This is a genomic window from Haloplanus sp. HW8-1 (assembly GCF_023703795.1).
GTDB classification, from domain to species: Archaea; Halobacteriota; Halobacteria; order Halobacteriales; family Haloferacaceae; genus Haloplanus; species Haloplanus pelagicus.
Window position 1 is genome coordinate 2,730,375 of record NZ_CP098518.1, and the last position, 22,033, is coordinate 2,752,407.

General features: G+C 65.2%; 23 protein-coding genes, 4 tRNA genes and 2 pseudogenes. 15 read left to right on the plus strand and 14 right to left on the minus strand.

What is annotated here, in order from left to right; genetic code table 11:
- Nucleotides 1-21: 21 nt before the first annotated feature.
- A tRNA-Val gene (locus tag NBT82_RS14295) sits at nt 22-95 on the minus strand.
- 85 nt (nt 96-180) lie between these two features.
- Between NBT82_RS14295 and NBT82_RS14300 the strand changes: the two genes are divergently transcribed.
- The 4 genes from NBT82_RS14300 (at nt 181) to NBT82_RS14315 (ending at nt 4,109) form a co-directional block, all read left to right on the plus strand.
- The gene (locus NBT82_RS14300; RefSeq protein ID WP_251328783.1) at nt 181-735 is read left to right on the plus strand and encodes a DUF192 domain-containing protein; all 555 of its coding nucleotides are present in this window, start codon (nt 181-183) and stop codon (nt 733-735) included.
- Nucleotides 736-772: 37 nt separating this feature from the next.
- Complete coding sequence (locus NBT82_RS14305) at nt 773-1,051, plus strand: DUF7538 family protein (RefSeq protein WP_251328784.1); 279 nt, start codon at nt 773-775, stop codon at nt 1,049-1,051.
- Between the two features lie 324 nt (nt 1,052-1,375).
- Nucleotides 1,376-3,340: an ABC transporter ATP-binding protein gene (locus NBT82_RS14310; protein ID WP_345780652.1), complete on the plus strand. Its 1,965-nt coding sequence runs from the start codon at nt 1,376-1,378 to the stop codon at nt 3,338-3,340.
- A gap of 31 nt (nt 3,341-3,371) precedes the next feature.
- A complete protein-coding gene (locus NBT82_RS14315; RefSeq protein WP_251328786.1) occupies nt 3,372-4,109 on the plus strand; it encodes a creatininase family protein in 738 nt (245 codons plus the stop codon).
- A 273-nt stretch (nt 4,110-4,382) separates the two neighbouring features.
- Here the strand turns inward: NBT82_RS14315 and NBT82_RS14320 are convergent, their stop codons facing one another.
- Together NBT82_RS14320 and NBT82_RS14325 are read right to left on the minus strand one after the other, a co-directional pair.
- On the minus strand, nt 4,383-4,784 hold the full coding sequence (locus NBT82_RS14320) for a DUF5790 family protein (protein WP_251328787.1): 402 nt from the start codon (nt 4,782-4,784) through the stop codon (nt 4,383-4,385).
- An 82-nt stretch (nt 4,785-4,866) separates the two neighbouring features.
- Complete coding sequence (locus NBT82_RS14325; RefSeq protein ID WP_251328788.1) at nt 4,867-5,202, minus strand: dihydroneopterin aldolase family protein; 336 nt, start codon at nt 5,200-5,202, stop codon at nt 4,867-4,869.
- A gap of 88 nt (nt 5,203-5,290) precedes the next feature.
- On the opposite strand from NBT82_RS14325, the gene azf reads away from it, so the two are divergent.
- Nucleotides 5,291-6,079 carry an NAD-dependent glucose-6-phosphate dehydrogenase Azf gene (azf, locus tag NBT82_RS14330; RefSeq protein ID WP_251328789.1) on the plus strand — a complete coding sequence of 263 codons (789 nt, stop codon included), beginning with the start codon at nt 5,291-5,293 and terminating at the stop codon, nt 6,077-6,079.
- A gap of 138 nt (nt 6,080-6,217) precedes the next feature.
- On the opposite strand, the gene NBT82_RS14335 is transcribed toward azf, so the two are convergent.
- Nucleotides 6,218-6,838: a DUF309 domain-containing protein gene (locus tag NBT82_RS14335; RefSeq protein WP_251328790.1), complete on the minus strand. Its 621-nt coding sequence runs from the start codon at nt 6,836-6,838 to the stop codon at nt 6,218-6,220.
- Nucleotides 6,839-6,913: 75 nt separating this feature from the next.
- On the opposite strand from NBT82_RS14335, the gene NBT82_RS14340 reads away from it, so the two are divergent.
- Entirely contained in the window at nt 6,914-7,333 is a 420-nt protein-coding gene (locus NBT82_RS14340) for a hypothetical protein (protein WP_251328791.1), read from the plus strand.
- Between the two features lie 355 nt (nt 7,334-7,688).
- On the opposite strand, the gene NBT82_RS14345 is transcribed toward NBT82_RS14340, so the two are convergent.
- Nucleotides 7,689-7,761 (minus strand) — tRNA-Arg (locus tag NBT82_RS14345).
- Between the two features lie 125 nt (nt 7,762-7,886).
- Between NBT82_RS14345 and NBT82_RS14350 the strand changes: the two genes are divergently transcribed.
- The 4 genes from NBT82_RS14350 to NBT82_RS14365 all read left to right on the plus strand — a co-directional run bounded on the left by NBT82_RS14350 (nt 7,887) and on the right by NBT82_RS14365 (nt 11,439).
- A complete protein-coding gene (locus NBT82_RS14350) occupies nt 7,887-8,312 on the plus strand; it encodes a hypothetical protein (RefSeq protein ID WP_251328792.1) in 426 nt (141 codons plus the stop codon).
- Between the two features lie 122 nt (nt 8,313-8,434).
- Complete coding sequence (locus NBT82_RS14355; protein WP_251328793.1) at nt 8,435-9,877, plus strand: single-stranded DNA binding protein; 1,443 nt, start codon at nt 8,435-8,437, stop codon at nt 9,875-9,877.
- A gap of 128 nt (nt 9,878-10,005) precedes the next feature.
- Nucleotides 10,006-10,437 (plus strand): histone family protein, encoded by a 432-nt coding sequence (locus NBT82_RS14360; protein WP_251328794.1) that lies wholly within the window; start codon nt 10,006-10,008, stop codon nt 10,435-10,437.
- Nucleotides 10,438-11,439 carry a histone deacetylase family protein gene (locus NBT82_RS14365; RefSeq protein WP_251328795.1) on the plus strand — a complete coding sequence of 334 codons (1,002 nt, stop codon included), beginning with the start codon at nt 10,438-10,440 and terminating at the stop codon, nt 11,437-11,439.
- On the opposite strand, the gene cca is transcribed toward NBT82_RS14365, so the two are convergent.
- The gene (cca, locus tag NBT82_RS14370; RefSeq protein ID WP_251328796.1) at nt 11,436-12,785 is read right to left on the minus strand and encodes a CCA tRNA nucleotidyltransferase; all 1,350 of its coding nucleotides are present in this window, start codon (nt 12,783-12,785) and stop codon (nt 11,436-11,438) included. The two genes, NBT82_RS14365 and cca, sit on opposite strands and share 4 nt — an antisense overlap.
- A gap of 111 nt (nt 12,786-12,896) precedes the next feature.
- Here cca and NBT82_RS14375 point away from each other — a divergent pair.
- Nucleotides 12,897-12,969: transfer RNA gene (locus NBT82_RS14375), tRNA-Asn, on the plus strand.
- A gap of 32 nt (nt 12,970-13,001) precedes the next feature.
- Here the strand turns inward: NBT82_RS14375 and NBT82_RS14380 are convergent.
- Both NBT82_RS14380 and NBT82_RS14385 read right to left on the minus strand, forming a co-directional pair.
- A complete protein-coding gene (locus NBT82_RS14380; protein WP_251328797.1) occupies nt 13,002-13,427 on the minus strand; it encodes a GtrA family protein in 426 nt (141 codons plus the stop codon).
- An 8-nt stretch (nt 13,428-13,435) separates the two neighbouring features.
- Nucleotides 13,436-14,863, minus strand: a complete 1,428-nt coding sequence (locus NBT82_RS14385; RefSeq protein ID WP_251328798.1) for a sulfatase family protein — start codon at nt 14,861-14,863, stop codon at nt 13,436-13,438.
- A gap of 263 nt (nt 14,864-15,126) precedes the next feature.
- Between NBT82_RS14385 and NBT82_RS14390 the strand changes: the two genes are divergently transcribed.
- Nucleotides 15,127-15,233: transfer RNA gene (locus tag NBT82_RS14390), tRNA-Ile, on the plus strand.
- A gap of 381 nt (nt 15,234-15,614) precedes the next feature.
- On the opposite strand, the gene NBT82_RS14395 is transcribed toward NBT82_RS14390, so the two are convergent.
- A complete protein-coding gene (locus NBT82_RS14395) occupies nt 15,615-16,916 on the minus strand; it encodes an outer membrane protein assembly factor BamB family protein (RefSeq protein ID WP_251328799.1) in 1,302 nt (433 codons plus the stop codon).
- A 642-nt stretch (nt 16,917-17,558) separates the two neighbouring features.
- On the opposite strand from NBT82_RS14395, the pseudogene NBT82_RS14400 reads away from it, so the two are divergent.
- Both NBT82_RS14400 and NBT82_RS14405 read left to right on the plus strand, forming a co-directional pair.
- A pseudogene (locus tag NBT82_RS14400) lies at nt 17,559-17,732 on the plus strand (DUF8110 family protein); the annotation flags it as partial.
- Between the two features lie 43 nt (nt 17,733-17,775).
- Nucleotides 17,776-18,684 carry an ADP-ribosylglycohydrolase family protein gene (locus tag NBT82_RS14405; RefSeq protein ID WP_251328801.1) on the plus strand — a complete coding sequence of 303 codons (909 nt, stop codon included), beginning with the start codon at nt 17,776-17,778 and terminating at the stop codon, nt 18,682-18,684.
- Between the two features lie 106 nt (nt 18,685-18,790).
- On the opposite strand, the gene NBT82_RS14410 is transcribed toward NBT82_RS14405, so the two are convergent.
- The 5 genes and pseudogenes from NBT82_RS14410 to NBT82_RS20220 all read right to left on the minus strand — a co-directional run.
- Nucleotides 18,791-19,834, minus strand: a complete 1,044-nt coding sequence (locus NBT82_RS14410) for an HNH endonuclease (protein WP_251328802.1) — start codon at nt 19,832-19,834, stop codon at nt 18,791-18,793.
- A 50-nt stretch (nt 19,835-19,884) separates the two neighbouring features.
- Nucleotides 19,885-20,154 (minus strand): hypothetical protein, encoded by a 270-nt coding sequence (locus NBT82_RS14415; protein WP_157690193.1) that lies wholly within the window; start codon nt 20,152-20,154, stop codon nt 19,885-19,887.
- A gap of 248 nt (nt 20,155-20,402) precedes the next feature.
- Complete coding sequence (locus NBT82_RS14420; RefSeq protein WP_251328803.1) at nt 20,403-20,840, minus strand: toxin-antitoxin system TumE family protein; 438 nt, start codon at nt 20,838-20,840, stop codon at nt 20,403-20,405.
- Nucleotides 20,833-21,402 carry a DUF7342 family protein gene (locus tag NBT82_RS14425; RefSeq protein WP_251328804.1) on the minus strand — a complete coding sequence of 190 codons (570 nt, stop codon included), beginning with the start codon at nt 21,400-21,402 and terminating at the stop codon, nt 20,833-20,835. Before NBT82_RS14425 ends, NBT82_RS14420 begins: the two co-directional genes overlap by 8 nt.
- Nucleotides 21,403-21,538: 136 nt before the next feature.
- A pseudogene (locus NBT82_RS20220) lies at nt 21,539-21,829 on the minus strand (tyrosine-type recombinase/integrase); the annotation flags it as partial.
- On the opposite strand from NBT82_RS20220, the gene NBT82_RS20450 reads away from it, so the two are divergent.
- Entirely contained in the window at nt 21,788-21,934 is a 147-nt protein-coding gene (locus NBT82_RS20450; RefSeq protein WP_486617158.1) for a DUF7837 family putative zinc-binding protein, read from the plus strand. The pseudogene NBT82_RS20220 and the gene NBT82_RS20450 overlap by 42 nt on opposite strands.
- The last annotated feature ends 99 nt before the right edge of the window (nt 21,935-22,033 follow it).

Genomic DNA, 22,033 nt, shown 5'->3' on the forward strand with positions numbered 1-22,033 from the left:
CGGCTCCTCGCAAAATCCGTATGGGCTCGGGCGGATTCGAACCACCGACCTCGGCCTTGTAAAGGCCGCGTCATAACCAACTAGACCACGAGCCCTCGCCGGACGTATCGTCCCCGGCCGAATAACGGTTTCTGTCTCCGCCCGCGAAACGCTTACCCTCGCGCGGCCGGTTCCTCCACTATGCCTCGCCGTGTGACGGTTCTCGAGGTCGGCCTCCTCGTCGTTCTCGTGGGGCTCGCGGGCTGTGCGGGGATGGGAACGAGCGTGGAGTCGACGGCCACGTCGACGACCGACCCCGCCACGACCGCCGGAGCGACCACCGCGGACACCCCGGTTTCGACTCCGGGCAGCGGCTACGAGACGAGGACGGTCACCCTCCGCGACGAGAACGGAACGCGTCTGGCGACCGTCGACGTCTGGGTAGCCGACACGTTCACCAAACGCTACGTGGGGCTGAGCGACACCTCGGCGCTCGAACCCGGACGGGGGATGCTGTTCGTCTTCGACGGCGAGGACGGCCGCTCGTTCGTGATGCGGAACATGGACTTCCCGCTCGATATGGTGTTCGTGGCGGCCGACGGGACGATCACGACGATCCATCACGCTCCGGTCGAGTCGGACGGCGACCTGACGGAGTACACGGGCCGGGCGAAGTACGTCCTCGAGGTGCCGATGGGCTACACGAACCGCACGGGCGTCGACGTGGGCGACCGGTTGCGGGTCGACGGCGCGTGATCGAAAGCCCCACCCCCGTCGACGCCGAAGCGCGGCCATGAGCGGGACGCCGACCGCGGTCGAGACACTCGCCGAACGCGAGGGCTGGCGTGCGGAGGAGTTCGCGGCGCGCGTCCACTACCGTGGCGAGGGCGAGCGGTACGCCGTCGAGTACTACGCGCCGAGTGACTGCGTCCTCTACTGGAAGGTGAAAGGCGACGGGGAGACGGCGGTGCCGGTGGGGCGGGGGACGGTCCCGGACCCCCTCCGGGAGCGGGTCCGGGTGGACCTCGACGCGGCGGGAATCGATCCGGCGGTCGAGGGACGGTCGCTGTAGCTCCGCGACCAGGTTCTCGACGGCGCGGTCGCTGTCCTCGATCTGCTCGGTCCGTTCGTCCACCTCGTCGGCAGTCCCCTCGGAACAGCCCTGCAGTTTCGCGAACGAGGTCCGAATCACTCATCCGGCTTCATCGATCGTATCCCGCCTGTCCGTCGAGCTCCTCGTCGGTCTCGGCTCCGAGGTCCCTCTCGGCGCCCGGCATACTCCGCCGCTCGGCACAGGTCGGCAACAGCCCTGGTATCGGGGGTATCTCCGTCGACGACTACGGGGAGCCTATCCCGGCGGGTCAGCCTTTTGCCCGCTCGCCCCCGAATGAGACCGATGGACGTCCCCGCGGACGACGACCCCTTCGAGGCACAGCGGGAGCGGACCGCGAACCCGATGCGGCGACTGTTCGCCGAGTACGGTCGGGAGCGGTCGGGCCTGTTCGGCCTCGGCGTCGGCGCTAGCCTCCTCGCTCGGCTGCTCGACCTCCTGCCGCCGCTCCTGCTCGGTATCGCCGTCGACGCCATCTTCCTCGACGAGGGACCCTTCGACCTCCCGCTGGTGCCGAACGCGTGGCTCCCGACCGACCCCGAGGCGCAGTTCTGGCTCATCGTCGGCGTCGTCCTGTTCTCGTTTCTGGGCGGGGCGGGACTACACTGGGTGCGCAACTGGGGCTGGAACCGCTTCGCCCAGCACGTCCAGCACGCCATCCGGACGGACACCTACGACGCGATGCAGCGGCTCAACATGACGTTTTTCGCCGACAAGCAGACCGGCGAGATGATGTCGGTGCTCTCGAACGACGTGAACCGACTGGAGCGCTTTCTCAACGACGGGCTGAACTCCGCGTTCCGCCTCGGTGTGATGGTCGTCGGCATCGCCGCCCTGCTGTTCTGGATGAACCCACAACTGGCCGTCGTCGCACTCCTGCCCGTCCCACTGATCGCCGGCTTCACCTACCGCTTCGTCGAGAACATCCAGCCGAAGTACGCCGACGTCCGCTCGACGGTCGGGCAGGTCAACTCCCGACTGGAGAACAACCTCGGCGGCATCCAGGTCATCAAGACGAGCAACACCGAAGGATACGAGGCCGACCGGGTCGAGGACGTCTCGGGCGACTACTTCGACGCCAACTGGGACGCCATCGAGACCCGGATCAAGTTCTTCCCGGGGCTCCGTGTACTCGCGGGCCTCGGCTTCGCGCTCACGTTCACCATCGGCGGCCTCTGGGTGTTCCGCGGCGAGGGGCCCTGGATCTTCACCGGGACCCTGCGCCCCGGCGAGTTCGTCTCCTTCATCCTCTACACCCAGCGGTTCATCTGGCCGATGGCGCAGTTCGGGCAGATCATCAACATGTACCAGCGGGCCTACGCCTCCGCCGCCCGCATCTTCGGGCTGATGGACGAGAACGCCGGGATCGACGAACGCCCTGACGCCGGGGAGTTGGTCGTCACCGAGGGCCACGTCGAGTACAACGACGTGACCTTCGGCTACGACGACGAGACGATCCTCGACGGCGTCTCCCTTACCGCCGAGGGCGGTGACACCCTCGCGCTGGTCGGTCCCACCGGGGCCGGAAAGTCGACCGCATTGAAGCTCCTCCTCCGGATGTACGACGTCGACGAGGGGGCGATCAGGATCGACGACGAGGACATCAGCGACGTGACCATAACGAGCCTCCGGGACGCCATCGGCTACGTCAGCCAGGAGACGTTCCTCTTCTATGGAACCGTCCGCGAGAACATCACGTACGGCACGTTCGACGCCGACGAGGCGGAGATCGTCGCGGCCGCCAAGGCCGCGGAGGCCCACGAGTTCGTCACGAACCTGCCCGAGGGCTACGACACCATGGTGGGTGAGCGGGGCGTGAAACTGTCCGGCGGCCAGCGCCAGCGCCTCACCATCGCGCGGGCGATGCTCAAGGATCCCGAGATCCTGATCCTCGACGAGGCGACCAGCGACGTGGACACGGAGACGGAGATGCTGATCCAGCGGTCGCTCGATCGGCTGACCGCCGACCGGACGACGTTCGTCATCGCCCACCGGCTCTCGACGGTGAAAGACGCCGACCGGATCGTCGTCCTCGACGACGGCCAGGTGCGGGAGCGGGGCACCCACGAGGATCTGCTCGCCGAGGACGGCCTCTACGCCAGCCTCTGGGGTGTGCAGGCGGGGGAGATCGACGATCTGCCCGAGGAGTTCGTCGAGCGAGCGACCCGGCGAGGGGCGCGGGCGGACGTCGACGGCGAGGACCGCGACGCCGCAGGCGGCCGACCGACGGTCGGCGACGGCGACGACTAGGCTTGAAACCCCTCCGGCCCGGACGGGTGGTATGCACCTCACCGACGCCACCTGGACGGACGTCCGGGACGCCGACGCCGACCTCGCGGTCCTCCCGGTCGGCAGCACCGAACAGCACGGCCCGCACGCACCGCTGGGAACCGACGCCCTCCACGCCGAGACGGTCGCCGAGGCGGGCGCGGCACGGTACGATGGCGAGGTGGCCGTCGCGCCCACGGTCCCCGTCGGCGTCGCGGAGGAACACCGCGATTTCGCAGGGACGCTCTGGGTGTCGCCCGACACCTTCCGGAGTTACGTCCGGGACGTGATCGGCAGCCTCGCCCACCACGGCATGGATCGGGTGGTCGTCGTCAACGGGCACGGGGGAAACGTCCCCGCGCTGGGCGAGGTGACCGCGACGGTCTCCCGCCACGACGACGCCTACGCCGTCCCGTTCACGTGGTTCGAGGCGGTCGGCGACCACGGGTCGGAGATGGGACACGGCGGGCCACTGGAGACCGCGCTGTTGCGCGCGACCCACCCCGAACTGGTTCGGGAGGATCGGATCGAGGCGGCCCGCGAGGGCGCGAGCGAGACGTGGGGTGACTGGGTGTCGGGGACGAGGACGAACCTCGCCCACGACACCGCTGAGTTCACCGATAGCGGCGTCGTCGGCGATCCGGGTGGGGGCGACGCGGACCTGGGCGACGAACTGCTGGATCTGGCGGCTGCCTCGCTGGACCGGTTGCTGACGGCGGTGGCCGACCGCGACCTGACGGCGGAGCGGTAGTTACAGCGGTTCAAGGAGAAAGCCCACGGCTTCAGCCGTGGGATGAATCCGACAACAGCCGAAACAACTACCACGGTTCGTATCGTCGGTTGTGCTACCGAGTCTTGGGTAAGGATATGCACGCCAGCGCGGCGGTAGATGAAGCCCGCTATCCGAGTCGGGGGCCGGACTGGCACGGCCCACAACCCCACCGAACGACGCGAGTGGGGAACCTCTCCGTCGTGGGCACGGTCTGTGACCGTGGAACCCCACGACTTCAGTCGTGGGAGGATGTCAGTCTTCGTCCTCGTCCAGTTCCTCCAGCGTCCCCCGGAGTTCCGGCACCGCGTTCGTGAGGTCGCTCACGTTGTCGTGGGCCGTCCGGATCGTCCCGATCAGCGACTCCAGATCCTCGATGGCGGCCGCGAGGTCGGCGGCGTCCTCGAAGGCGTCGGCGCGCTCGCCCATCGTGTACCACTTCTTCGCCTGCCGGAGATGTTCCTCCGCCTCGCCGACGTCCAGCGCCGATCGGAGGCCGTTGAGGACGCCGAGGACGTTGTCGGCGTCGGTCTCCCAGACCTCGTCGGCCTCGGGGAGTTCCGCTCGTGCCGCCGTGAGGTGTTCCTCCACGTCCGCGCGCATCTCCGCCGCAGCTTCGCCGAAGAGTTCGTCGTCGCCGAGCGTCGTCTGACTCATAGCCGTCGGTTCGGCGGCGTGTGAGTTAAACGCATGCCCGAAAGTGAAAGTGAAACGGCGACCGTCGAGGCGCGAACGGCCGCTATTCGACGGCCACGGGGCGCATCAGCGGATAGCCGTCCGCCATGACCATCTCCGTGCGGACGACGACGCCCTCGTACTCGATCCGCATCCGTACCTCCATGAACCGGCCGGTGAGTTCGACGTAGCCGTGGTCGTCGGCCGCCTCGGCCAGGGCCGTCTCGTCGACGTCGACGGTGACCGACTCGCAGAACGGCTGGTTCTCGATGGACTCGGCCATCGCGCGTTCGAGGCTCGCGGCGCTCCCGGGGGAGACGGGTGTGCCCGCGAACTGGTGATAGAGCGAGCCGAACTTGATGCCCGCCTCGAAGCAGGCCCGCTGGGCGTCGGTGACCATGCTGACCGGTCGGGCGGCGCGGAGGAATGTCTGTCGCCCGGCGTCGAATCGGTCCTTACTTGGTCTCGGTCGTCCCAGTACCGGGCGAATGGACGACCCGGTGTTACTGACTGGCGCGGGCGGGCGCGTCGGGCAAGCCATCCTGCACGGGATCGGCGGGGCCCACGAGTGGCGGCTGCTCGACCGGGAGCCGCTATCGAGCGACCGCCTCCCGCCGGGCGTGACCGACGACGACGTCCGCGTCGCGGACGTGACCGACGGCGACGCCATCGCCGAGGCGATGGACGGCGTCGGCGCCGCGATCCACCTCGCGGGGGACCCCCGCCCGGAGGCGCCCTGGAACTCGGTGCTCTCGAACAACATCGACGGCACGCAGACGGTGTTCGAGGCGGCGGTCGGGGCGGGCGTCGAGAAGGTGGCCTTTGCCTCCTCGAACCACGCCGTCTCCGCGTACGAAACCGACGAGCGAACCCCCGAGATGTACCGCACCGGCGACGACGGCCGCCTCGACGGGACGGAACTCCCGCGTCCCGGCAATCTCTACGGCGTGAGCAAGGCCGCCGGCGAGACGCTCGGTCGCTACTACCACGACGCCGAGGACCTCTCCGTCGTGTGTGTCCGGATCGGCAACCTCACCGAGGGGCACCCGCCGCGCAACTACGAGCGCGGCCAGGCCATGTGGCTCTCACATCGCGACTGCGCCCACCTCTTCGATCGCTGTATCCGTGCCGACTACGGGTACGAAATCGTCTACGGCATCTCCGACAACGAGCGCAAGTACTACTCCATCGAGCGCGCGAAGGAGGTGCTGGGCTACGAGCCACGGGACGACTCCGCGGAGTACACGCTGGCGGGCGACCCGAAAGACGGGGCCTGACGACCTGTCGGAGGTCGAAAGGTACTCGGTGCTCACGCCGGAGGGGTTCGTATGAACCGCCAACAGATCATGGCCCTCGTGCTGGTCTTCCTGATGGTGTTCTCGTCGCTGGCGTACGCCGTCTCGATGTTCTGATCGTCAGTCGAACAGTCCCGCCACGTCGTCGAACTCCCGGTCACGACGGGCGACGTGGCGGCCCAGTCGACGGGCGACCAGATCGCGGTGTGTCTCGTCGTCGGCCGCGACGAACTCGAACAGCGCGCCCGTAAACAGCGTCCGGTCGCCGTCGGCAATCTCGTCGCACGCGTGCGAGACGGCGCCGTCGACCGTCTCCTCGTCGTAGCCGTGCTCGGACGCGAGGGCGCGGGCGGCGGGAGCGACGGCCTCGAAGTCGAGGTCCGCGGGGACCAACACGTGGCCCTCGTGGCGGATCGGCGGTGGGCGACGTCGCTCGGCGGCTTCGGGATCGGCCGCGAGCGTCGTGAGTGCCCGCCGAAGCGGGGCGATCGCGACCCCGCGGTACGGCGAGTCCAGCCCGTCGAGGTAGTCACCGGCGCTCACCGCGAGTCCCGCGGCGCCGCTCCAGTTGCGGGTCCGGGCGTGGTGGATCGTCGCAGTGAACTGGACGAGACCGTGGAGGAACCGCTCGTCGTCGGTTCCGTCCGGGAGCCCGAGCCAGACGTCTTCCCACGGCTCGTGGGCGGCACGATGCTCGCCGTCGTTGTAGAGCGCGATGCCGGCCCGGAGCGCCGCGTCCATGCGACGTCGTTGGCGCCGAGCCACTAAAGTCGCGCCGTCGCAAGCGACAAATAGTGGGGCATGGTATTTATGCACATGGTATCGGACGGCACGGACGGACTGACCGAGGCCGAACGCGAGGCGCTCCACGAGGTAGAGTTGGGAATCGAACATCTGCATCGGGCACACGGTCACCTCGTCTCCTTTCACCACAGCACGGGGCGGGCGATGGACCACCTGTCGGCCGCCGAGACGATGCTCCGCGAGGCCGGTCACGACGAGGTGGCGAACCGCCTGCGCGACGAGTACCTTCCACAGGGCGTGTTGCCGGCGTGTGACGACGAGTCGGCTGCTGGGCGGTGGTCGTACGACGTGTTGGAGACGTTCCAGCGAACGTTCCTCGACGATGTAGTGGCCTTCGGTGACAGGGTCCACGACCGCCTCGCGGACGGACGACGGCACGTCGCCGAGCGACGACAGGAACGAGAGTGGAAGCGCCGGGCTCGGTCGGAGTGAGGGTCGACGCTCTCGGGGGCGCGTCGGCAGAAACGCCCCGACGGAGTCGCACGCGAACGGCGAGGGACCGACGGTCCCTCGGGCAGCCGGCGCGGAGCGCCGGCGACGAAGTGAGCGTCCTGACGGAGTCCCACGCGAACGAAGTGAGCGTGGGGCACGTCAGGACCGGACGAAGGAGTGACCTGACGAAGTCAGGTCACGACTGAAGTGAGCGTCCTGACGGAGATTTGAACTCGCCGAGACGGTCGGCCTCGCTCCGCTCGGCCGCTGCGACTCGTCTGCTCAAATCTCCGTGTTCCCGTTTCTGCTGACGCGGACACCTCGCTGTCGCTCGGTGTCGTAGCGTCAGCAGAAACGTCCTGACGGAGATTTGAACTCCGGTCCCTGGCTCCGCAAGCCAAGAGGATAGTCCACTACCCTATCAGGACTCATCCACCAATACCTCGGACCGACTTAAGACGGTTACGATCCGTCGCGGTCCGGCGACGCCGAGGGACAAAAGGCCGTTTGAGGCTCCCGAAGGGGTATGTCGTCGGCCGCCGACGGGAGGGGCATGGACCGACGGACCCTGCTCGGGGCGCTACCGTTCGTCGTGCTCGGCGGCTGTGCCGAGGCGCCGACGGACGACCCGCTTCGACTGAGCGACGCGTCGCTCCGAGACACGGGGCGGTGTGACGACCCGGAGACGGCGACGGTCGACGTGTCGTCGTCGCGCGTGCGGGTGGCCGGCTGTGTCACGGGGCCGAACGGATGCGCAGTCGCCAGTTTCGGGTCGGCAACCGTCGCGGGCGACCGGCTTGAAGTAATCGTCACCACGCGGCGGGACGCCCCGCCTGACGCCGCCTGTACCGAGGCGCTCGTCCACCGAGGCTACGTGGCGACACTCGACTTGGCGAGCGGCGGGCCCGCGACGGTTCGGGTGATCCACGACGCGGCGGGGGGCCGACGGCGGGTCGCCGAGATGGCCGTAGATTCGTAAGCGATGGCGGGACGACCCCCGCCCGTGAACGGGAGTCACGGGCGACACGAATTGGAAGACGGTGCGGGAGCGTTCGACCAAGGACAACGCTTAACGGGAGGGTTCTCCTGATGCACGGTACGATGGGCGTAATCGAGGACGTATACGAGGACCTCGACACCGACGTGGCGTTCGAGGAGTTCGAGGCCGCCGTCCACGACAAGGTCGAGCAGATGGGAGGACTCGCCGACGAGGAGACGGCGGCGATGCTCATCGCTCACGAACTGGAAGACGAGGAGGTGAGCGGGGTGGCCGACATCGAACCCGGGATGGACGAGGTGAAGTTCCTCGCGAAGGTGATCGGGATCGGCGACCTGCGGACGTTCGAACGCGATAGCGACGGTGAGGCCGACGGCGACGATGGGGGCGAGGGTGCCGACGAGGGCTACGTCATCAACGTCGACGTGGCCGACGGGTCGGGGCAGGTCCGCATCTCCTTTTGGGACCGGATGGCCCAGTCGGTCGCCGACGGCGAACTCGAAGTCGGCGACGTACTCCGGATCAAGGGCCGCCCCCAGGAGGGGTACAGCGGGATCGAAGTGAGCGTCGATCAAGCCGAAGTCGACGAGGACGCGGAGGTCGACGTTCAGATTCGGGACACCTACCGGGTCGAGGACCTCTCGCTCGGCCTCTCGGACGTGAACCTCCAGGGGCGGGTCTTGGCGACGGACTCGGTTCGGACCTTCGACCGCGACGACGGGTCGGAGGGCCGGGTCGCCAACCTGACCCTCGGCGACGAGACGGGACGGATCCGGGTGACGCTGTGGGACGAACGTGCGGACCGGGCGACGGAACTCGACGCCGGGACGAGCGTCGAGGTGGTCGATGGCTACGTCCGCGAGCGCGACGGCGACCTGGAACTTCACGTCGGGTCGCGGGGTGCAGTCGAGGAGATCGACGCCAACGTCGCGTACGACCCCGAGACGACGGCCGTCGCCGACCTCGAACTCGGTGCGACGGCGGATCTCGCGGGGGGCGTCATCGAGACCGACCCGAAGCGGACGTTCGACCGCGACGACGGGAGCGAGGGACAGGTCCGGAACGTCCGGCTCAAAGACGAGACGGGTGACATCCGGGTGGCGCTCTGGGGCGAGAAAGCCGACTTGGACGTCGACCTCGCCGACTATCTGATCGTCACGGATGCCGAGATCCAAGAGGGGTGGCAGGACGACCTCGAAGCCTCGGCAGGGTGGCGGTCGACGGTGACCGTCACCGACCCACCCGAGGACGCACCGGGTACGGATGCGGGTGGTAGTGGTGGCAGTGGTGGTACCGACCCCGGACTCGACGCCTTCGGCGACGACGGCGGCGTGGAGGCTGAGGGCGAAACCGACTCCGACGACCCCGCCGACGGCGAGACGGTCAAGTTCACGGGAACGGTCGTGCAGGCCGGCGATCCGGTCGTCCTCGACGACGGGACGGAGACACGAAGCGTCGACACCGACGCCGATCTGCGTCTCGGCGAGGAGGTGACCGTCCGCGGACCGATCCACGGCGGGCGGATCGACGCGGACGAGGTGTACTGACCCGCCCTCGGGACGTCGGCGACAGGTCGACGGCGGGCCGGCGGGGCGCCGTCCGGCGGCGATCCAGTGTCGGAGTGGGGGTTCGACCGACGGAAAGGATTATACCCGATACGGACGGGTATCACGGTATGAGCGTCGAGTTACCGTTCGCCCCGGTAGACACGATCATCCGTCGGAACGCGGAGGACCTCCGGGTGAGCGCCGGTGCGGCGGAGGAACTCGCCCGACGCATCCAGGAGCACGGGGCGGACCTGGCGGTCGACGCCGCCGAACGGGCGACGGCGGACGGCCGAAAGACTTTGATGGCCGCCGATTTCGGCGTTGAACAGGTGATCGACAGGGAGTCGCTCGAACTCCCCGTCGCCCCGGTCGACCGCATCGCACGCCTCGACATCGACGGGCGCTATCGCGTCTCGATGAACGCACGGATCGCGCTCGCCGACATCCTGGAGGACTACGCGGACAACGTCGCAGCCGCGGCGGCGACGCTCGCGGATCACGCCGATCGACGGACGATCCAGGCCGAGGACATCGAGACGTACTTCGCGCTCTTCGAATAGATGCAGTTCGGCTACACCGACACCTGTCTCGAACACGACACCGGGGAACGCCACCCGGAGACCGCCGACCGATTGCGGGCGATCCGCCAGCAACTCGCCCGACGCCACGGCGTGGAGTACGTCGATGCCGACCCCGCCTCGGTGGCGGCCGTCACCGCCGTCCACGACGACGACTACGTCGACGACCTTCGGTCGTTCTGTGCCGACGGTGGCGGCAACTGGGATCCCGACACCGTGGCCTCGGCCGGCACCTGGGACGCGTCGCTGGCGAGTGCGGGCCTCGCCCAGTGGGCCGCCGAGCGCGCCCTGGCGGGCGACGACGGCCGCCGGACGCCCTTCTCGCTGGGTCGGCCGCCGGGGCACCACGCCGTCGGCGACGACGCCATGGGCTTTTGCTTTTTCAACAACGCCGCCGTCGCCGCCCAGTCGGTCCTCGACGACGGCGCGGCCGACCGGGTCGCGATCTTCGACTGGGACGTCCACCACGGCAACGGCACGCAGGACCTCTTCTACGACCGTGGTGACGTGTTCTACGCCTCGATCCACGAACGGGGGCTGTACCCGGGGACGGGCGACGTCGACGAAACCGGCACGGGACCGGGCGAGGGGACGACGTTCAACGTTCCGCTCGGGTCGGGGGCAGGGGACGCCGACTACCTGCTGGCGTGGGAGGCGACCGCAGCCGCGGTCGACCGCTTCGACCCCGACCTCCTACTCGTCAGTGCGGGGTTCGACGCCCACCGCCACGACCCCATCTCGCGGATGCGCGTCTCGACGGAGGGGTACAGTCGCCTCACCGACGCGGTGCGGGAAACTGCCGATACCGTCGACGCCGGCCTCGCGTTCGTACTGGAGGGGGGGTACGGGCTCGACACGCTCTCGGAGAGTATCGCGACCGTCCACGAGACGTTCGACGGTCGCTCACCGGTCGAGGACGACGACGACCCGACCGACACCACCCGCGATCTGCTCGACGAAGTACGGGCCCGGCACGACCTCTAAGGCGTCGGCTCGAAGTAGCGGGCGAAGGCGACCCCGAACTCGTCGGCCAGTTCGGCCACGTCGTCACCGGCGAGCAGATCGTACCCCTCCTCCAGTGCCGTTTCGACGTGGGCTCCGAGCGCCACGTCGAAGATCGCGTCGTCGCCGAGCAGTGCCCGGGGCGTCGTGTACTCGCGGTCGCGTTCGACGACGTAGCGGTCCGCATCGAGAAACGGGCCGTACACGTCGGCGTCGGCGTAGGCCTCGTAGAAACCGGTCGCATGCTCCCGGACGTGGACCGGCGGACCGCGGTGGCGTCGAATCGTGGGCAGTTCGTCGACCGCGAGTTCGACGAGGAGGACCGCCCGGTCGTCCGCGACGGTGGTGGAGCGAAGCGGGGCGAAGCCTCGGCGGTCGAGTTCGCCGACGATCCCGTCGAGTGACTTGCGCAACTGGGGGTAGAGCTGGTCGTCGACGAGGGCGGGGGCGTCGAAGACGACCGCCACGGGAGTGGTACCTCGGCGGTCGAGGTGTTCCCTGACTGCGGCGGGATCGAGGGGGTCGGCTTCGGTCGGGACGAACAGGTCCTCGCGGGGGTCGGCCAGCAACTCGCGGGCGTAATGCTGGAGGCGCGCCACGTTCTCGGCGGCACAGACCGCGGCGACGTTGCGCTCCGGATCGGTCGGATCGACGACGACCAGTGGGTCGTCGAACGTCGTGGTGCCGTGGTCGGCGGGGTCGAGACGGACGGGCGGGTGCCAGTCGGCGGCGGCACGGACGAGCGGTTCGAATCCGTCGGACGCGAGAACGAGGAGTTCGGCGAGATATCCCGAGAACCCTCGGGTCCGGAGATCGCTCCCGTACGCGCCGATGCCCGAGAGGAAGGCCTTGAACAGGCGCACGTCGCGCGCCAGGTCGGGATCGAGGCGTTCCTGCAGGTAGGCGTCGTGGAAGGGCGTCCGGTCGACCGCCGACCGGATGGCCGTCGCGTCGGCCACGTCGTAGCAGGGGACCAGATCGACATCGAAGCCGCGGACCTCGCCGGCGACGTAGGGATGTTCGGCGTACTCCTCGTGGCCGTCGGGGAGCGCCGCCCGGCCGACGGCGAGGCCGTACCGTTCGAGTTCGGCGCGGTCGAGATCCGGCGGCAAACAGACGAAGAGGTCGATGTCCCGGTCGTCGGCGAGCCACGTCCCGCGGGCCGTCGAGCCGACCTGGACGATCCGGGCGTCGACCGGGAGGTCGGCGACGGCGTCCCGAACCCGTTCTGTCAGCTCGTCGACGGCCTCGCGGAGTCGATCCCGTTCGGCGGCGGTGGGCGTCACGCGTTCGGCCACCCGCGCAAGAACCGCCTCGAAGTCGCTCATACGGAGGCCATCCGTCCGGCCGGGCGAAAGGGTGTCGGTCACACGGGACCGACCGACGGGAGCGGGTGAAAACGAAAGCCCTTTGGGGCGACTTCGACTACGAGTATCCGAGCCGTCGTAGCTCAGATGGTAGAGCACCTCGCTGTTAACGAGGTGGTCCCAGGTTCGAGCCCTGGCGACGGCGTCTCCTTCCGACACCGGCCCGCGAGCGGCGCGTCATCCTTGCCAGGTCCACCGCGAGTCGAGAACGTAGCGATAGATCCCGCTGACGACGATGCCGACGCCGTTGGCGACGAGGTAGGGGATGGTGGCCGCCGAGACGAGGGCGTACAGCACGCCCACCTGGATCGGGATGGCGGAGCCACGGACGATGTTCGTCCGCAGGAGCCCGTGACCGTACTCCCGCCAGCCGTCGTGTCGGGAGTCGTAGAACGTCCAGCGGTTGTTCACCCCGTACTGGAGGATGATGGTCGTCTCGATGGAGAGGACCGCCGCGATGAGATACTGGACGTTCCCCCACTCGACGAGCGTGCCGAGCAGCGCCGTCTGGAAGCCGGCCGCGACGACGCCGACGGCGAAAAACCGGCGGATCTGTGGCGCCTCGGGACCGACCAGTATCGCCCGCAGGAAGCGCCTGAGCATCGGCGGTGTTAGCGGTATCCCAGCGCTTCCAGTCGTGTCTCGATGTCGTCGCCGACGTCGCCCTCGTGGGCCTCGTGATCGACCGCGTCGAGCGTCGCCGCGTGATCCAGGGTGGCCTCGCGGAGGCGGTCCCGGGCGGCGACGGTCGTCGGGTCGTCGTCGGCCGACCGGTCGTCTTGCAGGCCCGGATCGGCGCGTCGGTCGTACAGTTCCTCGGCGTCCGTCTCCGTGTTCCGAATGTACACCCAGTCGCTGTCGCGGGCGCTCACCAGCAGATCCCCTTCGTCGAGTGATCGAGGGATGGGTTGCTGGGTCACGTCGTCGCCGCGGACGGTGACGGTCACTACCGGTTCGTCGGATGGCCTGGCGCCGTCACGGATCGTCGGCAGGAGGCTCTTCCCGGTCCACTCCGCCGCGGGCGCCACGCCGAGGAGGTCACAGACGGTCGGCGCGATGGCGTCGAGACCCACGTGGTCGGCCACCCGCCGAGCGGGGAGCCCCGGAACGTCGATCAACAGGGGGACGTGTACGAGTTCGTCGTAGAGTTTCGGGTAGTGTGCGAGGTGGCCGTGTTCCATGAACTCCTCGCCGTGGTCGCCGGCGACGACGACCGCGGTGTCGTCGGCGACGCCCGCGTCGTCGAGCGACGACAGCAGGCGACCCAGACTGGCGTCGACCTGCCGTACCGCGCCCTGATACAGCGTGCGCAGGTCGTCGAGGGTGCGGTCGCCGACCGACCATCCCAGCCCCGTCCGGACGTGAGCGATCAACATCCGACCCTTGCCGACGCGGCGGTCGGTGACGTCGCGGAGATACCGGGGAGCGGGGACGTACGGCGTGTGAGCGTCCATGTAGTGGACCCACAGGAAGAACGGCTCGTCGGTTTCCTCGACGAACGACGTCGCCCCCCGCTCCACGTCGAGCATCCGTGAGGCGTCGGTAAAGGGGCGCTCGTCGTCGCCGCCACGGAGGAAGCTTCCGGCACGGCGAAACGGCGACGTGAGCAACTGGAGCCACGCCCCCCACGTCGGATGAGCGGCGACGAACTCGCCGGCGCGGCCGTCCGCACTGCCGCCGACGAACGTCTCGAAGACGTCGAATCCTCGGTCGTACCCCCAGTGTTCGGTGAGAAATCCGTTGGCAGCGTTGAAGCCGCCGGTGGCGACGCCCGCCGCGCCCACTCGCTCGGCGAGGGAGGTGACGTCGTCGACGCCGATGCGTCCGGTATCCGCGAAGACGGGACGAGAGGCGAGGATCGACGGGAAGGACATCGGCGTCCAGTTGCCGTGTGCGAAGGCGTTCTCGAAGACGGTCCCGCGCTCAGCGACGGCGGAGAACGTCGGCGTGTCGTACTCGCCACCGTAGGGTTCAATGGCGTCGGCACGCAGGGAGTCGACGGTGACCAGAAGGACGTTTGAGGCGGGCGTATCTGTCATGAGCAGGTTTCAGCGCCAGTGGTAGCCGTCGACGGGGGCGGCTCCGACGCCGTCGACGACCGCTGTTGGCCGACCTAACGTGGACGACCGTACTCAAGGTTTTGATCGGCCGGCGCCGGCGCGGCCGAGTGACGCCCCGGGATCGAACCACATCCCCGTGCCCGAGCGCCGGTACACGTGCGCCGTCTCCGAGCGACGGGACCCGATCGACCTCGGATCGCTCCGGCACGTTCAAGACGCCGGGGCGCCGACATCCGTCGCACGGGCCCTTAGCTTAGTCCGGTTAAAGCCCCCGGCTCATACTGGCTGCGACGCGGCGTCGTCGCCATGGGACACCGGGTGATCGCTGGTTCGAATCCGGCAGGGCCCATCCAGAGTTTACACGATTCTGAGCCAACGGGTTCGACCGCGTGACTGCCTGAAACCCATATTTCCACTTTTGCCGAGCCGAACATAAATTTCTGGCAGTCTGGAGTTCAATCATACTGTGAATGCGGGTCGCCGCTGTCGTGCCTTCGTTGATGACTGAGAGCGATACCCCCGTAATCATTCGCTCGTTGTGGGGGGCAACACGCGTTTGGAACGCCGTTTCCCTTGTTGTCCCTCTCTCACCGTGTGGGATCCACAGCTGCGAACTGCTAGTAGGTCACCACGGCGACGCATCAGATACATGCTGAACATCTCGCATGAACGGCTTGACGGATATAGAGAATATAGTCAGTAGCGGGTAGAGCGCGACCCGGACTCCTTCTCATTCGGACTCCTGTCCAGTTAGTCGGCGTTCGAACAGATAACCTGCACTCCCAAGTGCCGCAAGACTACCTAGAACCCCGAATCCAGGCCCTACCATCGATGTTTCGTCATCAGCTGTTCCCAAGGGCCCATTAACACGTGATCCCTCACTTGACCCGCTGACGCCGGCATCAATTGCATAGAGATTGCCATCCCAACTCCCAACGAAGACAGTGCCATCGGCGACGATGGGTGACGAGTGAACTTCATCGCCGGTCTCGAAGGCCCACTGTTTCTCCCCACTCTCGGCGTCCACTGCGTAGAGATGTTTATCATCACTCCCGACGAAGATGGTTCCATCAGCCACCGTCGGCGACGACTCGACAAAATTGTCAGTTTCAAAGGCCCACTGTTGCTCGCCGCTCTTGACGTCGACCGCATAGAGGCTGACGTCGAGACCATCTTCGAGATCAGTGCCACTTCCGACAAAGACGGTTCCATCGGCAACCGTCGGGGAAGAATAGATTGCGCCCGCTGCTTCGAAGGCCCACTGTTTCTCACCGCTCTCGGCATCAATTGCGTAGAGATGGCTGTCAGCACTCCCGACGAAGACGGTGCCATCAACTACCGTCGGCGACGAATAAATCATCTCGTCGGATTCAAAGGCCCACTGTTTCTCGCCGGCATCTCCGAGGAATCCGGTATCGGTACCAATCGCGTAAAGTTTGGTACCACCCCCGACGAAAAGGGTGCCATCAGCCACTGTCGGCGCCGAATATTTATTGGTAGAAATGGTGCCGATGCTCCACTTTTTGTCACCACTCTCGGCATCTACCGCATAAATCGAGTCGTAGCCGCTTGAAACGAAGACTGTGTCATCGACTACCACCGGCTTCGAACGATATTGAACACTGACTGATGAAGGGAAACTCCACTTTTGTTCGCCACTCTCAGCATCAACTGCATAGAGGGTGCTGTCACCGCTCCCAATAAAGACGGTGCCATCGGCCACCGTCGGCGACGATCGAATCTTACCACGGGTCTCAAAGATCCACTTTCGCTCTCCACTCTGTGCATTGACAGCGTAGACATTTTCATCGTGACTCCCAAAGAAAACGGTGTCATCGGCTACCGTGGGCGACGACACAACACGGTCCCCAGTATCGAATGCCCACTGTTGGCGAGGGCCCGAGGATGGTTTCTGTGCTGCTGTGGGTGTAGTTGCCAGTATTGATGCACCAATTGCACTGCCGACGATTTTGAGTGCTCCTCGACGAGTAGAAGTAATGTCTCTGGACTGTACACAGTCGTTTGTATTCATAAGGAAAACTCAGATTTCCCCTCTTGTAAAAATCTTCTAATCATGTTGGCCTTTTCTCACGTCGCTACGTGGACTCTCTGGACTGACCGATTCAAGCTAACTCTTTCTGGCAGGGATTTCGTGCAAGATACGCGCTCTGTATTCAGCAGGACTGCTGAAACCTATCACCAAGCGATGGTTTCAACAAGGCCGATTTGTTGGTGCACCCGTCAGGGAACCATAGTAATGTGAAACCAAGTCGAACATTTATAGATTTACCAAGGGGCTGACGAGAGGGGCTTCCATCGTCGCTCCTTCTGTGGGTCTCCCTACGAGTAGTCCTAGTTGAGTCGTGTTGGTAGGTGAAGAGCGCGATTCGGGCCGGGTTACAGCGGTTCAAGGAGAAAGCCCACGGCTTCAGCCGTGGGATGAATCCGACAACAGCCGAAACAACTACCACGGTTCGTATCGTCGGTTGTGCTACCGAGTCTCGGGTAAGGATATGCACGCCAGCGCGGCGGTAGATGAAGCCCGCTATCCGAGTCGGGGGCCGGACTGGCACGGCCCACAACCCCACCGAACGACGCGAGTGGGGAACCTCTCCGTCGTGGGCACGGTCTGTGACCGTGGAACCCCACGACTTCAGTCGTGGGAGGATGTCAGTACCAGCAACTCTACCCGCTTGGGAGACTCATGAAGATGCTCGAAAAGGACGAACTCCCGTTCTACGACGCGGACAAGCACGACACGATGACGGAGAAGGAACGGATCGAAATGTATCAAGCGTGGGCCGAGTATCGAGAAAACCTCCGTACCGGAACGAAACCTAACGAGTGACTCCCACCCTACATTTTTCTCAGCGGTAGTTCTTGAGTGACGTATGGATTTGGATCGGGCGCGTGGTGTCCTCCTTGGGCTAGCGTGTGGGGATGCGCTTGGCCGGCCAGTCGAGTTTACGTCTGCGTCGGAGATCAGTGCTGAACATGGACGGCTCGACGAGATGGTCGGGCACGGCACGTGGAACCAGCCAGCCGGGACGATTACAGACGACACCGAACAAGCGCTGTGCATCGCCCGAAGTCTGGTAGAACGCCAAACGCTCGATCCGACGGATATCGCAGAGCGGTTCGTCGCGTGGTACGACAGTGGCCCGTTCGACATTGGAGAGATGACCAGGCGGGCGCTGAGACGTCTCAAACGCTGTGAAGCGTGGGACGAGGCGGGCCAGCACGTGTGGGAGAACAGTCCGGAAGAGCAGAACGCGGGGAACGGGAGTGTGATGCGGTGCGCGCCGCTCGCCATTCCGTACGCGACGGACTGGGATCGGCTTGTCGAGGTGAGTCGGCAGTCCTCGCAGATCACGCACGCTGACCCGCGGTGTACCGAGGGCAGCACGGTGCTGAACCTCACAGTGGCTGGTCTGCTCGAAGATGCTGAGACGCCGTTACAGGACGCGCTCGACTATGTCGGTGCGGACGCACCTGATGCGCTCGTGGCGGCACTCCGACCGCTTGCGCGTGGCGACTCGCCCGATACGTTGGAGACATCGGGCTACGTTGTGCATTCGCTGCAGACGGCACTCCACGATGGCCTTGTCGTGGACAGTGCCAAGGACGCGATTGTGACGGCGGTGAATCGTGGTGGTGATACGGATACGGTTGGGGCGATTGCGGGTGCAGTCGCTGGGGCGCGGTTTGGGGCGTCACAGCTTCCGGATCGATGGCTAAGTGCTGTCGACGAGACCGACGAACTCGAAACACTGGCCGAGCGACTCGTGGAGGTGGCGTAATGTACGTATTGGCGTCTTGACTGAGACGTGTGGGTCGAGTCAGCATCGGCGACGGGTCGGGACTCCATACAAACCGAGTCTAGCCGCCCCAGATTGTTTGGGTGAACTATAGCCACGAGAGGCCAGTGTTGAGTTCTTCGAGGAAGGATGAACGGATCTCCACAGTGGGTGGGAGGGAGAGTTGTTCGCCTTCCCGGTCAAGAATCGTTTCGCGGAGGAACGGATGGGCTGGGTCGAATGCGGGACTTGCTTGGATGCGGTAGTCGCTGTCGATGGTGAACAGCGCGGCGTCGAACGCGCGGTGGTGCAGTGAGTTCAATACGAGAACGTTTTCCGGATGTTCGGCGAGTTCTGGGTGTTGACTTCGTGGGAGGATGTGTGCGAGATCAAGCAGCTCATCTTCTCGAATACCGGTCAGGGTACACGCGTGGTCGTAGCGGTCGAGTATGTCTGCCCGGAAGGCGTCGCTTACGGTGATTTCGGATGTTTCGTAGCGGCGAATCCGGCCACTCGAATCGAGGGGTTCTCCGGTCGGCCACTGGGCCACCTCTCCGGTCTGGATCCACTGCTGCCAGACGGCCGGTGCCTCGCTGTCGTCGTTCTGCCGGGCGCGGTCGTGCAGCCACGTGACGGGGACGGCGTTGGTGTTGAGGATCGAGAAGTGAAACCGGTAATTCGGGACCTGGGTCCCGTCATCGGCCTGGTATGCGTGGACTTCGAAGTGGTCGGGAACGCAGAGCCCACAGAACTCGACGACGCCTGATTCGGGTTTGCGGAACACGAGGACTGGCGAGACATCCTCGCGCCGACCGGCCGCAGCGTTGTCGAAGGCAGCCTTGATTTTCTGGTTCTGCGCGGATTTATCGTAGGGGTTTGAGGCCTTTGCGTCGCCCCAGTAACTGATGTAGCCGGCGTTGACGGCGAGCGTGTCCTCCCACGGGTCGTCGTGCTGAGAGATGCCGCTGTCGTTGGAGACGAGCACGAGCGCAGCAGGGGTATCGGACCGGTCCGCACCGAGATCACGGATGCCGCCGGTATTCTTGATGCCGGTGTCGAGCGGACCACGGATCCACCGCAGGAACTGGTCCTCCGGGTTGCGGTAACTGCCAGTGTCGCGGTATTGCTGCCCGACCCGAAAGGCGTGCTGCATGATACCGCGGCATTACGTCTGTCAGTCAATAAATGCCTGCGTGATACGCGCTACTCGTCCGTTTCAGCCTGCGGTTCAAGTGGTTCGAACGTTCTGAGCTGGTCACCCAGCTGCTCTCGGAAGTCGTCCGTTGACGTTACTTGGATGCTTCCCGGCATCGGTCCGTAGTCGTCCCAGTTCGAGGTGTATCGGACGACGCGTGAGTGAAGCTCCCCGCTTCCGGTTTCAAGATCGTACTCGTCGAAGACGTGGTGAACGTCGAGAACGAGCACCGCTCCATGTTCGTCGTGTTCGTAAATCGTATTGCCGGTGACTCTCATCCTTTCTTCTGTTCGGATTGGTGCGCTGGAGTATGTATTCGGGGGCCGCTCGACAGCTATGCTATCGCGCCGGTGTCTTCCGCGACTATCGTTCCAGTTTCACAGACCGGGTTCGTACAGTAGAGATCAGATATCTGGGGCATTGGTTCGGCAATCATCAGGATACCAGCAATCAGTTTCCCTGAACCGAGTCGGATTCGGCCTGGTAGCGTCTGTAAAACCGCACACTACCTTGCTGTGCTGGACCGTTACTCAGTCCAGAATGCTTCGATTCGTTCGTCGAGACGAGTGAGAACGGTGGTGAGTACGTCCCGCCATTCGTCCGGATAGTCCTCGTCTTCACCTAGTGTCGGTGTATCTGGGGGCGGGTGGAAGTGCTCACGGGTGTTGTGGTCGTTCGGGTGACGATCCCAGCGGCACTCCCAGGATTCCCCCGTGTTGTATTGCTCAGCGTAATGGATGTTGAAGTCGTCCGTCTCGAACCACCGAATGCGGAGATACGCACGCGTGACTCCGCCAGGGAAGTACCCGAGGTCGTAGTCTGCGACGACAGAATTCGGTGCATACGCGGGGCGTGCTTGGATATCGTCGAAGCGAGCGCTTCGAGTGAGGTGTGCGGCAATTCGGTCGAGAAGTTCAGCATCGAGAGGGCCGGTCCGGGGCGGATCGGCCGGGTTGTCAGGCATCGATGTGACCAGGGGTGCTCCCAGCGGCTGGCTGGTCACGTCGCGCGGCGTCGAGGAGGGCCGCTCTGCGTTCGAGAGTTTTCCACTCGGAGAGGGCCTCCCACGCGTTTTCAGTGGGCATGTCCCGGCTGGCTTCGACGAGGGAGACGTCATCGGGGTCGTCTGTGTCGAATTGGTCTCTGTAGTCTTCGATCTGGTCGATAGCGTCCGAAAGCGCCTCGACGATCTCTTGTTCGGAGTAGTCCTCGCGGATGTGGTCGATGCGTCGCCACTGGAAGTACGCGTCGTTGCGCTCGTATCGGACCGGGCGGCCGTCGTGGCGGTGGACCAGTCCCATCTCGTCGAACCACTCCAGATAGTCTCGAGCCGTCTCGGTATCGCAGTCAGCGAGGTCAGCGATAGCGGATACCTTGGAGGGGGTTCGAAGCCCGGTGACGACGTCAAGAAGTCGCTCGCGGATCGGTCCGCCCTTGAGCAGCGATTCGGGTGACTCCAGTTCGTCGATGTCTGGCGGTGATTCGTCGCCAGGGTACGCGTCGTCTGGAATGTCAGTGATATCCATTCGTGAGTCCCTCTTAGCGTAGCTTAACACCTGAAGCGACATATATCTATTGTAGACTGAATTATTTCTGCTTCAGATGATTGTAGAAACGCGCAGCTCGTTTCCGCACCGGCAGGTCTGGTTCGATCCCCTGCCGTTACACCTTCCGCATATGGTCGTAGATTCGTTCGGTGGTTTGGATACTCCGGTGACGAAGTCGACTGCGGACGTCGCAGAGGGTGTTCCCGTCTTCGGCGTTCATCATCCGGTAGGTGATACCGTGACACAGTGCGTGCGGCGTGACATCGTCAGGTGTGCCTCTGCTCCCGTCAATCTTGTAGGGTCGAATACCTGCTTCGTCCGCGATCTTGTGTAGCATGTTCCGAATGCCCTGCTCGGAGATGCAATCCGAGAAGCGAGCAGGCGTGTCTTTCCAGCGATTAGTGAGGAGCTCTCCAGCGCATACGTCTTGGTCGAATACGAGAAAGACGACGGGACGACTGGGATCTGGGCAGAGTGCCCGCTTTGTGAGGAAGTCGTGAGTCCTCAGTAACAGTAGGCGCGAATTCTTGAATAACTGTACATGCAACGGTCCCGAATATTGGTCAACCGGTCTGAAGATATATATCCAGCTCTTGCCGTACTTCATCGC

Excerpts from the sequence above, each read along its gene's own strand:
- NBT82_RS14300 (WP_251328783.1), top strand. The coding sequence starts at position 181 with ATGCCTCGCCGTGTGACGGTTCTCGAGGTCGGCCTCCTCGTCGTTCTC.
- NBT82_RS14305 (WP_251328784.1), top strand. The coding sequence starts at position 773 with ATGAGCGGGACGCCGACCGCGGTCGAGACACTCGCCGAACGCGAGGGC.
- NBT82_RS14310 (WP_345780652.1), top strand. The coding sequence starts at position 1,376 with ATGGACGTCCCCGCGGACGACGACCCCTTCGAGGCACAGCGGGAGCGG.
- NBT82_RS14315 (WP_251328786.1), top strand. The coding sequence starts at position 3,372 with ATGCACCTCACCGACGCCACCTGGACGGACGTCCGGGACGCCGACGCC.
- NBT82_RS14320 (WP_251328787.1), bottom strand. The coding sequence starts at position 4,784 with ATGAGTCAGACGACGCTCGGCGACGACGAACTCTTCGGCGAAGCTGCG.
- NBT82_RS14325 (WP_251328788.1), bottom strand. The coding sequence starts at position 5,202 with ATGGTCACCGACGCCCAGCGGGCCTGCTTCGAGGCGGGCATCAAGTTC.
- azf (WP_251328789.1), top strand. The coding sequence starts at position 5,291 with ATGGACGACCCGGTGTTACTGACTGGCGCGGGCGGGCGCGTCGGGCAA.
- NBT82_RS14335 (WP_251328790.1), bottom strand. The coding sequence starts at position 6,838 with ATGGACGCGGCGCTCCGGGCCGGCATCGCGCTCTACAACGACGGCGAG.
- NBT82_RS14340 (WP_251328791.1), top strand. The coding sequence starts at position 6,914 with ATGGTATCGGACGGCACGGACGGACTGACCGAGGCCGAACGCGAGGCG.
- NBT82_RS14350 (WP_251328792.1), top strand. The coding sequence starts at position 7,887 with ATGGACCGACGGACCCTGCTCGGGGCGCTACCGTTCGTCGTGCTCGGC.
- NBT82_RS14355 (WP_251328793.1), top strand. The coding sequence starts at position 8,435 with ATGGGCGTAATCGAGGACGTATACGAGGACCTCGACACCGACGTGGCG.
- NBT82_RS14360 (WP_251328794.1), top strand. The coding sequence starts at position 10,006 with ATGAGCGTCGAGTTACCGTTCGCCCCGGTAGACACGATCATCCGTCGG.
- NBT82_RS14365 (WP_251328795.1), top strand. The coding sequence starts at position 10,438 with ATGCAGTTCGGCTACACCGACACCTGTCTCGAACACGACACCGGGGAA.
- cca (WP_251328796.1), bottom strand. The coding sequence starts at position 12,785 with ATGAGCGACTTCGAGGCGGTTCTTGCGCGGGTGGCCGAACGCGTGACG.
- NBT82_RS14380 (WP_251328797.1), bottom strand. The coding sequence starts at position 13,427 with ATGCTCAGGCGCTTCCTGCGGGCGATACTGGTCGGTCCCGAGGCGCCA.
- NBT82_RS14385 (WP_251328798.1), bottom strand. The coding sequence starts at position 14,863 with ATGACAGATACGCCCGCCTCAAACGTCCTTCTGGTCACCGTCGACTCC.
- NBT82_RS14395 (WP_251328799.1), bottom strand. The coding sequence starts at position 16,916 with ATGAATACAAACGACTGTGTACAGTCCAGAGACATTACTTCTACTCGT.
- NBT82_RS14405 (WP_251328801.1), top strand. The coding sequence starts at position 17,776 with ATGGATTTGGATCGGGCGCGTGGTGTCCTCCTTGGGCTAGCGTGTGGG.
- NBT82_RS14410 (WP_251328802.1), bottom strand. The coding sequence starts at position 19,834 with ATGCAGCACGCCTTTCGGGTCGGGCAGCAATACCGCGACACTGGCAGT.
- NBT82_RS14415 (WP_157690193.1), bottom strand. The coding sequence starts at position 20,154 with ATGAGAGTCACCGGCAATACGATTTACGAACACGACGAACATGGAGCG.
- NBT82_RS14420 (WP_251328803.1), bottom strand. The coding sequence starts at position 20,840 with ATGCCTGACAACCCGGCCGATCCGCCCCGGACCGGCCCTCTCGATGCT.
- NBT82_RS14425 (WP_251328804.1), bottom strand. The coding sequence starts at position 21,402 with ATGGATATCACTGACATTCCAGACGACGCGTACCCTGGCGACGAATCA.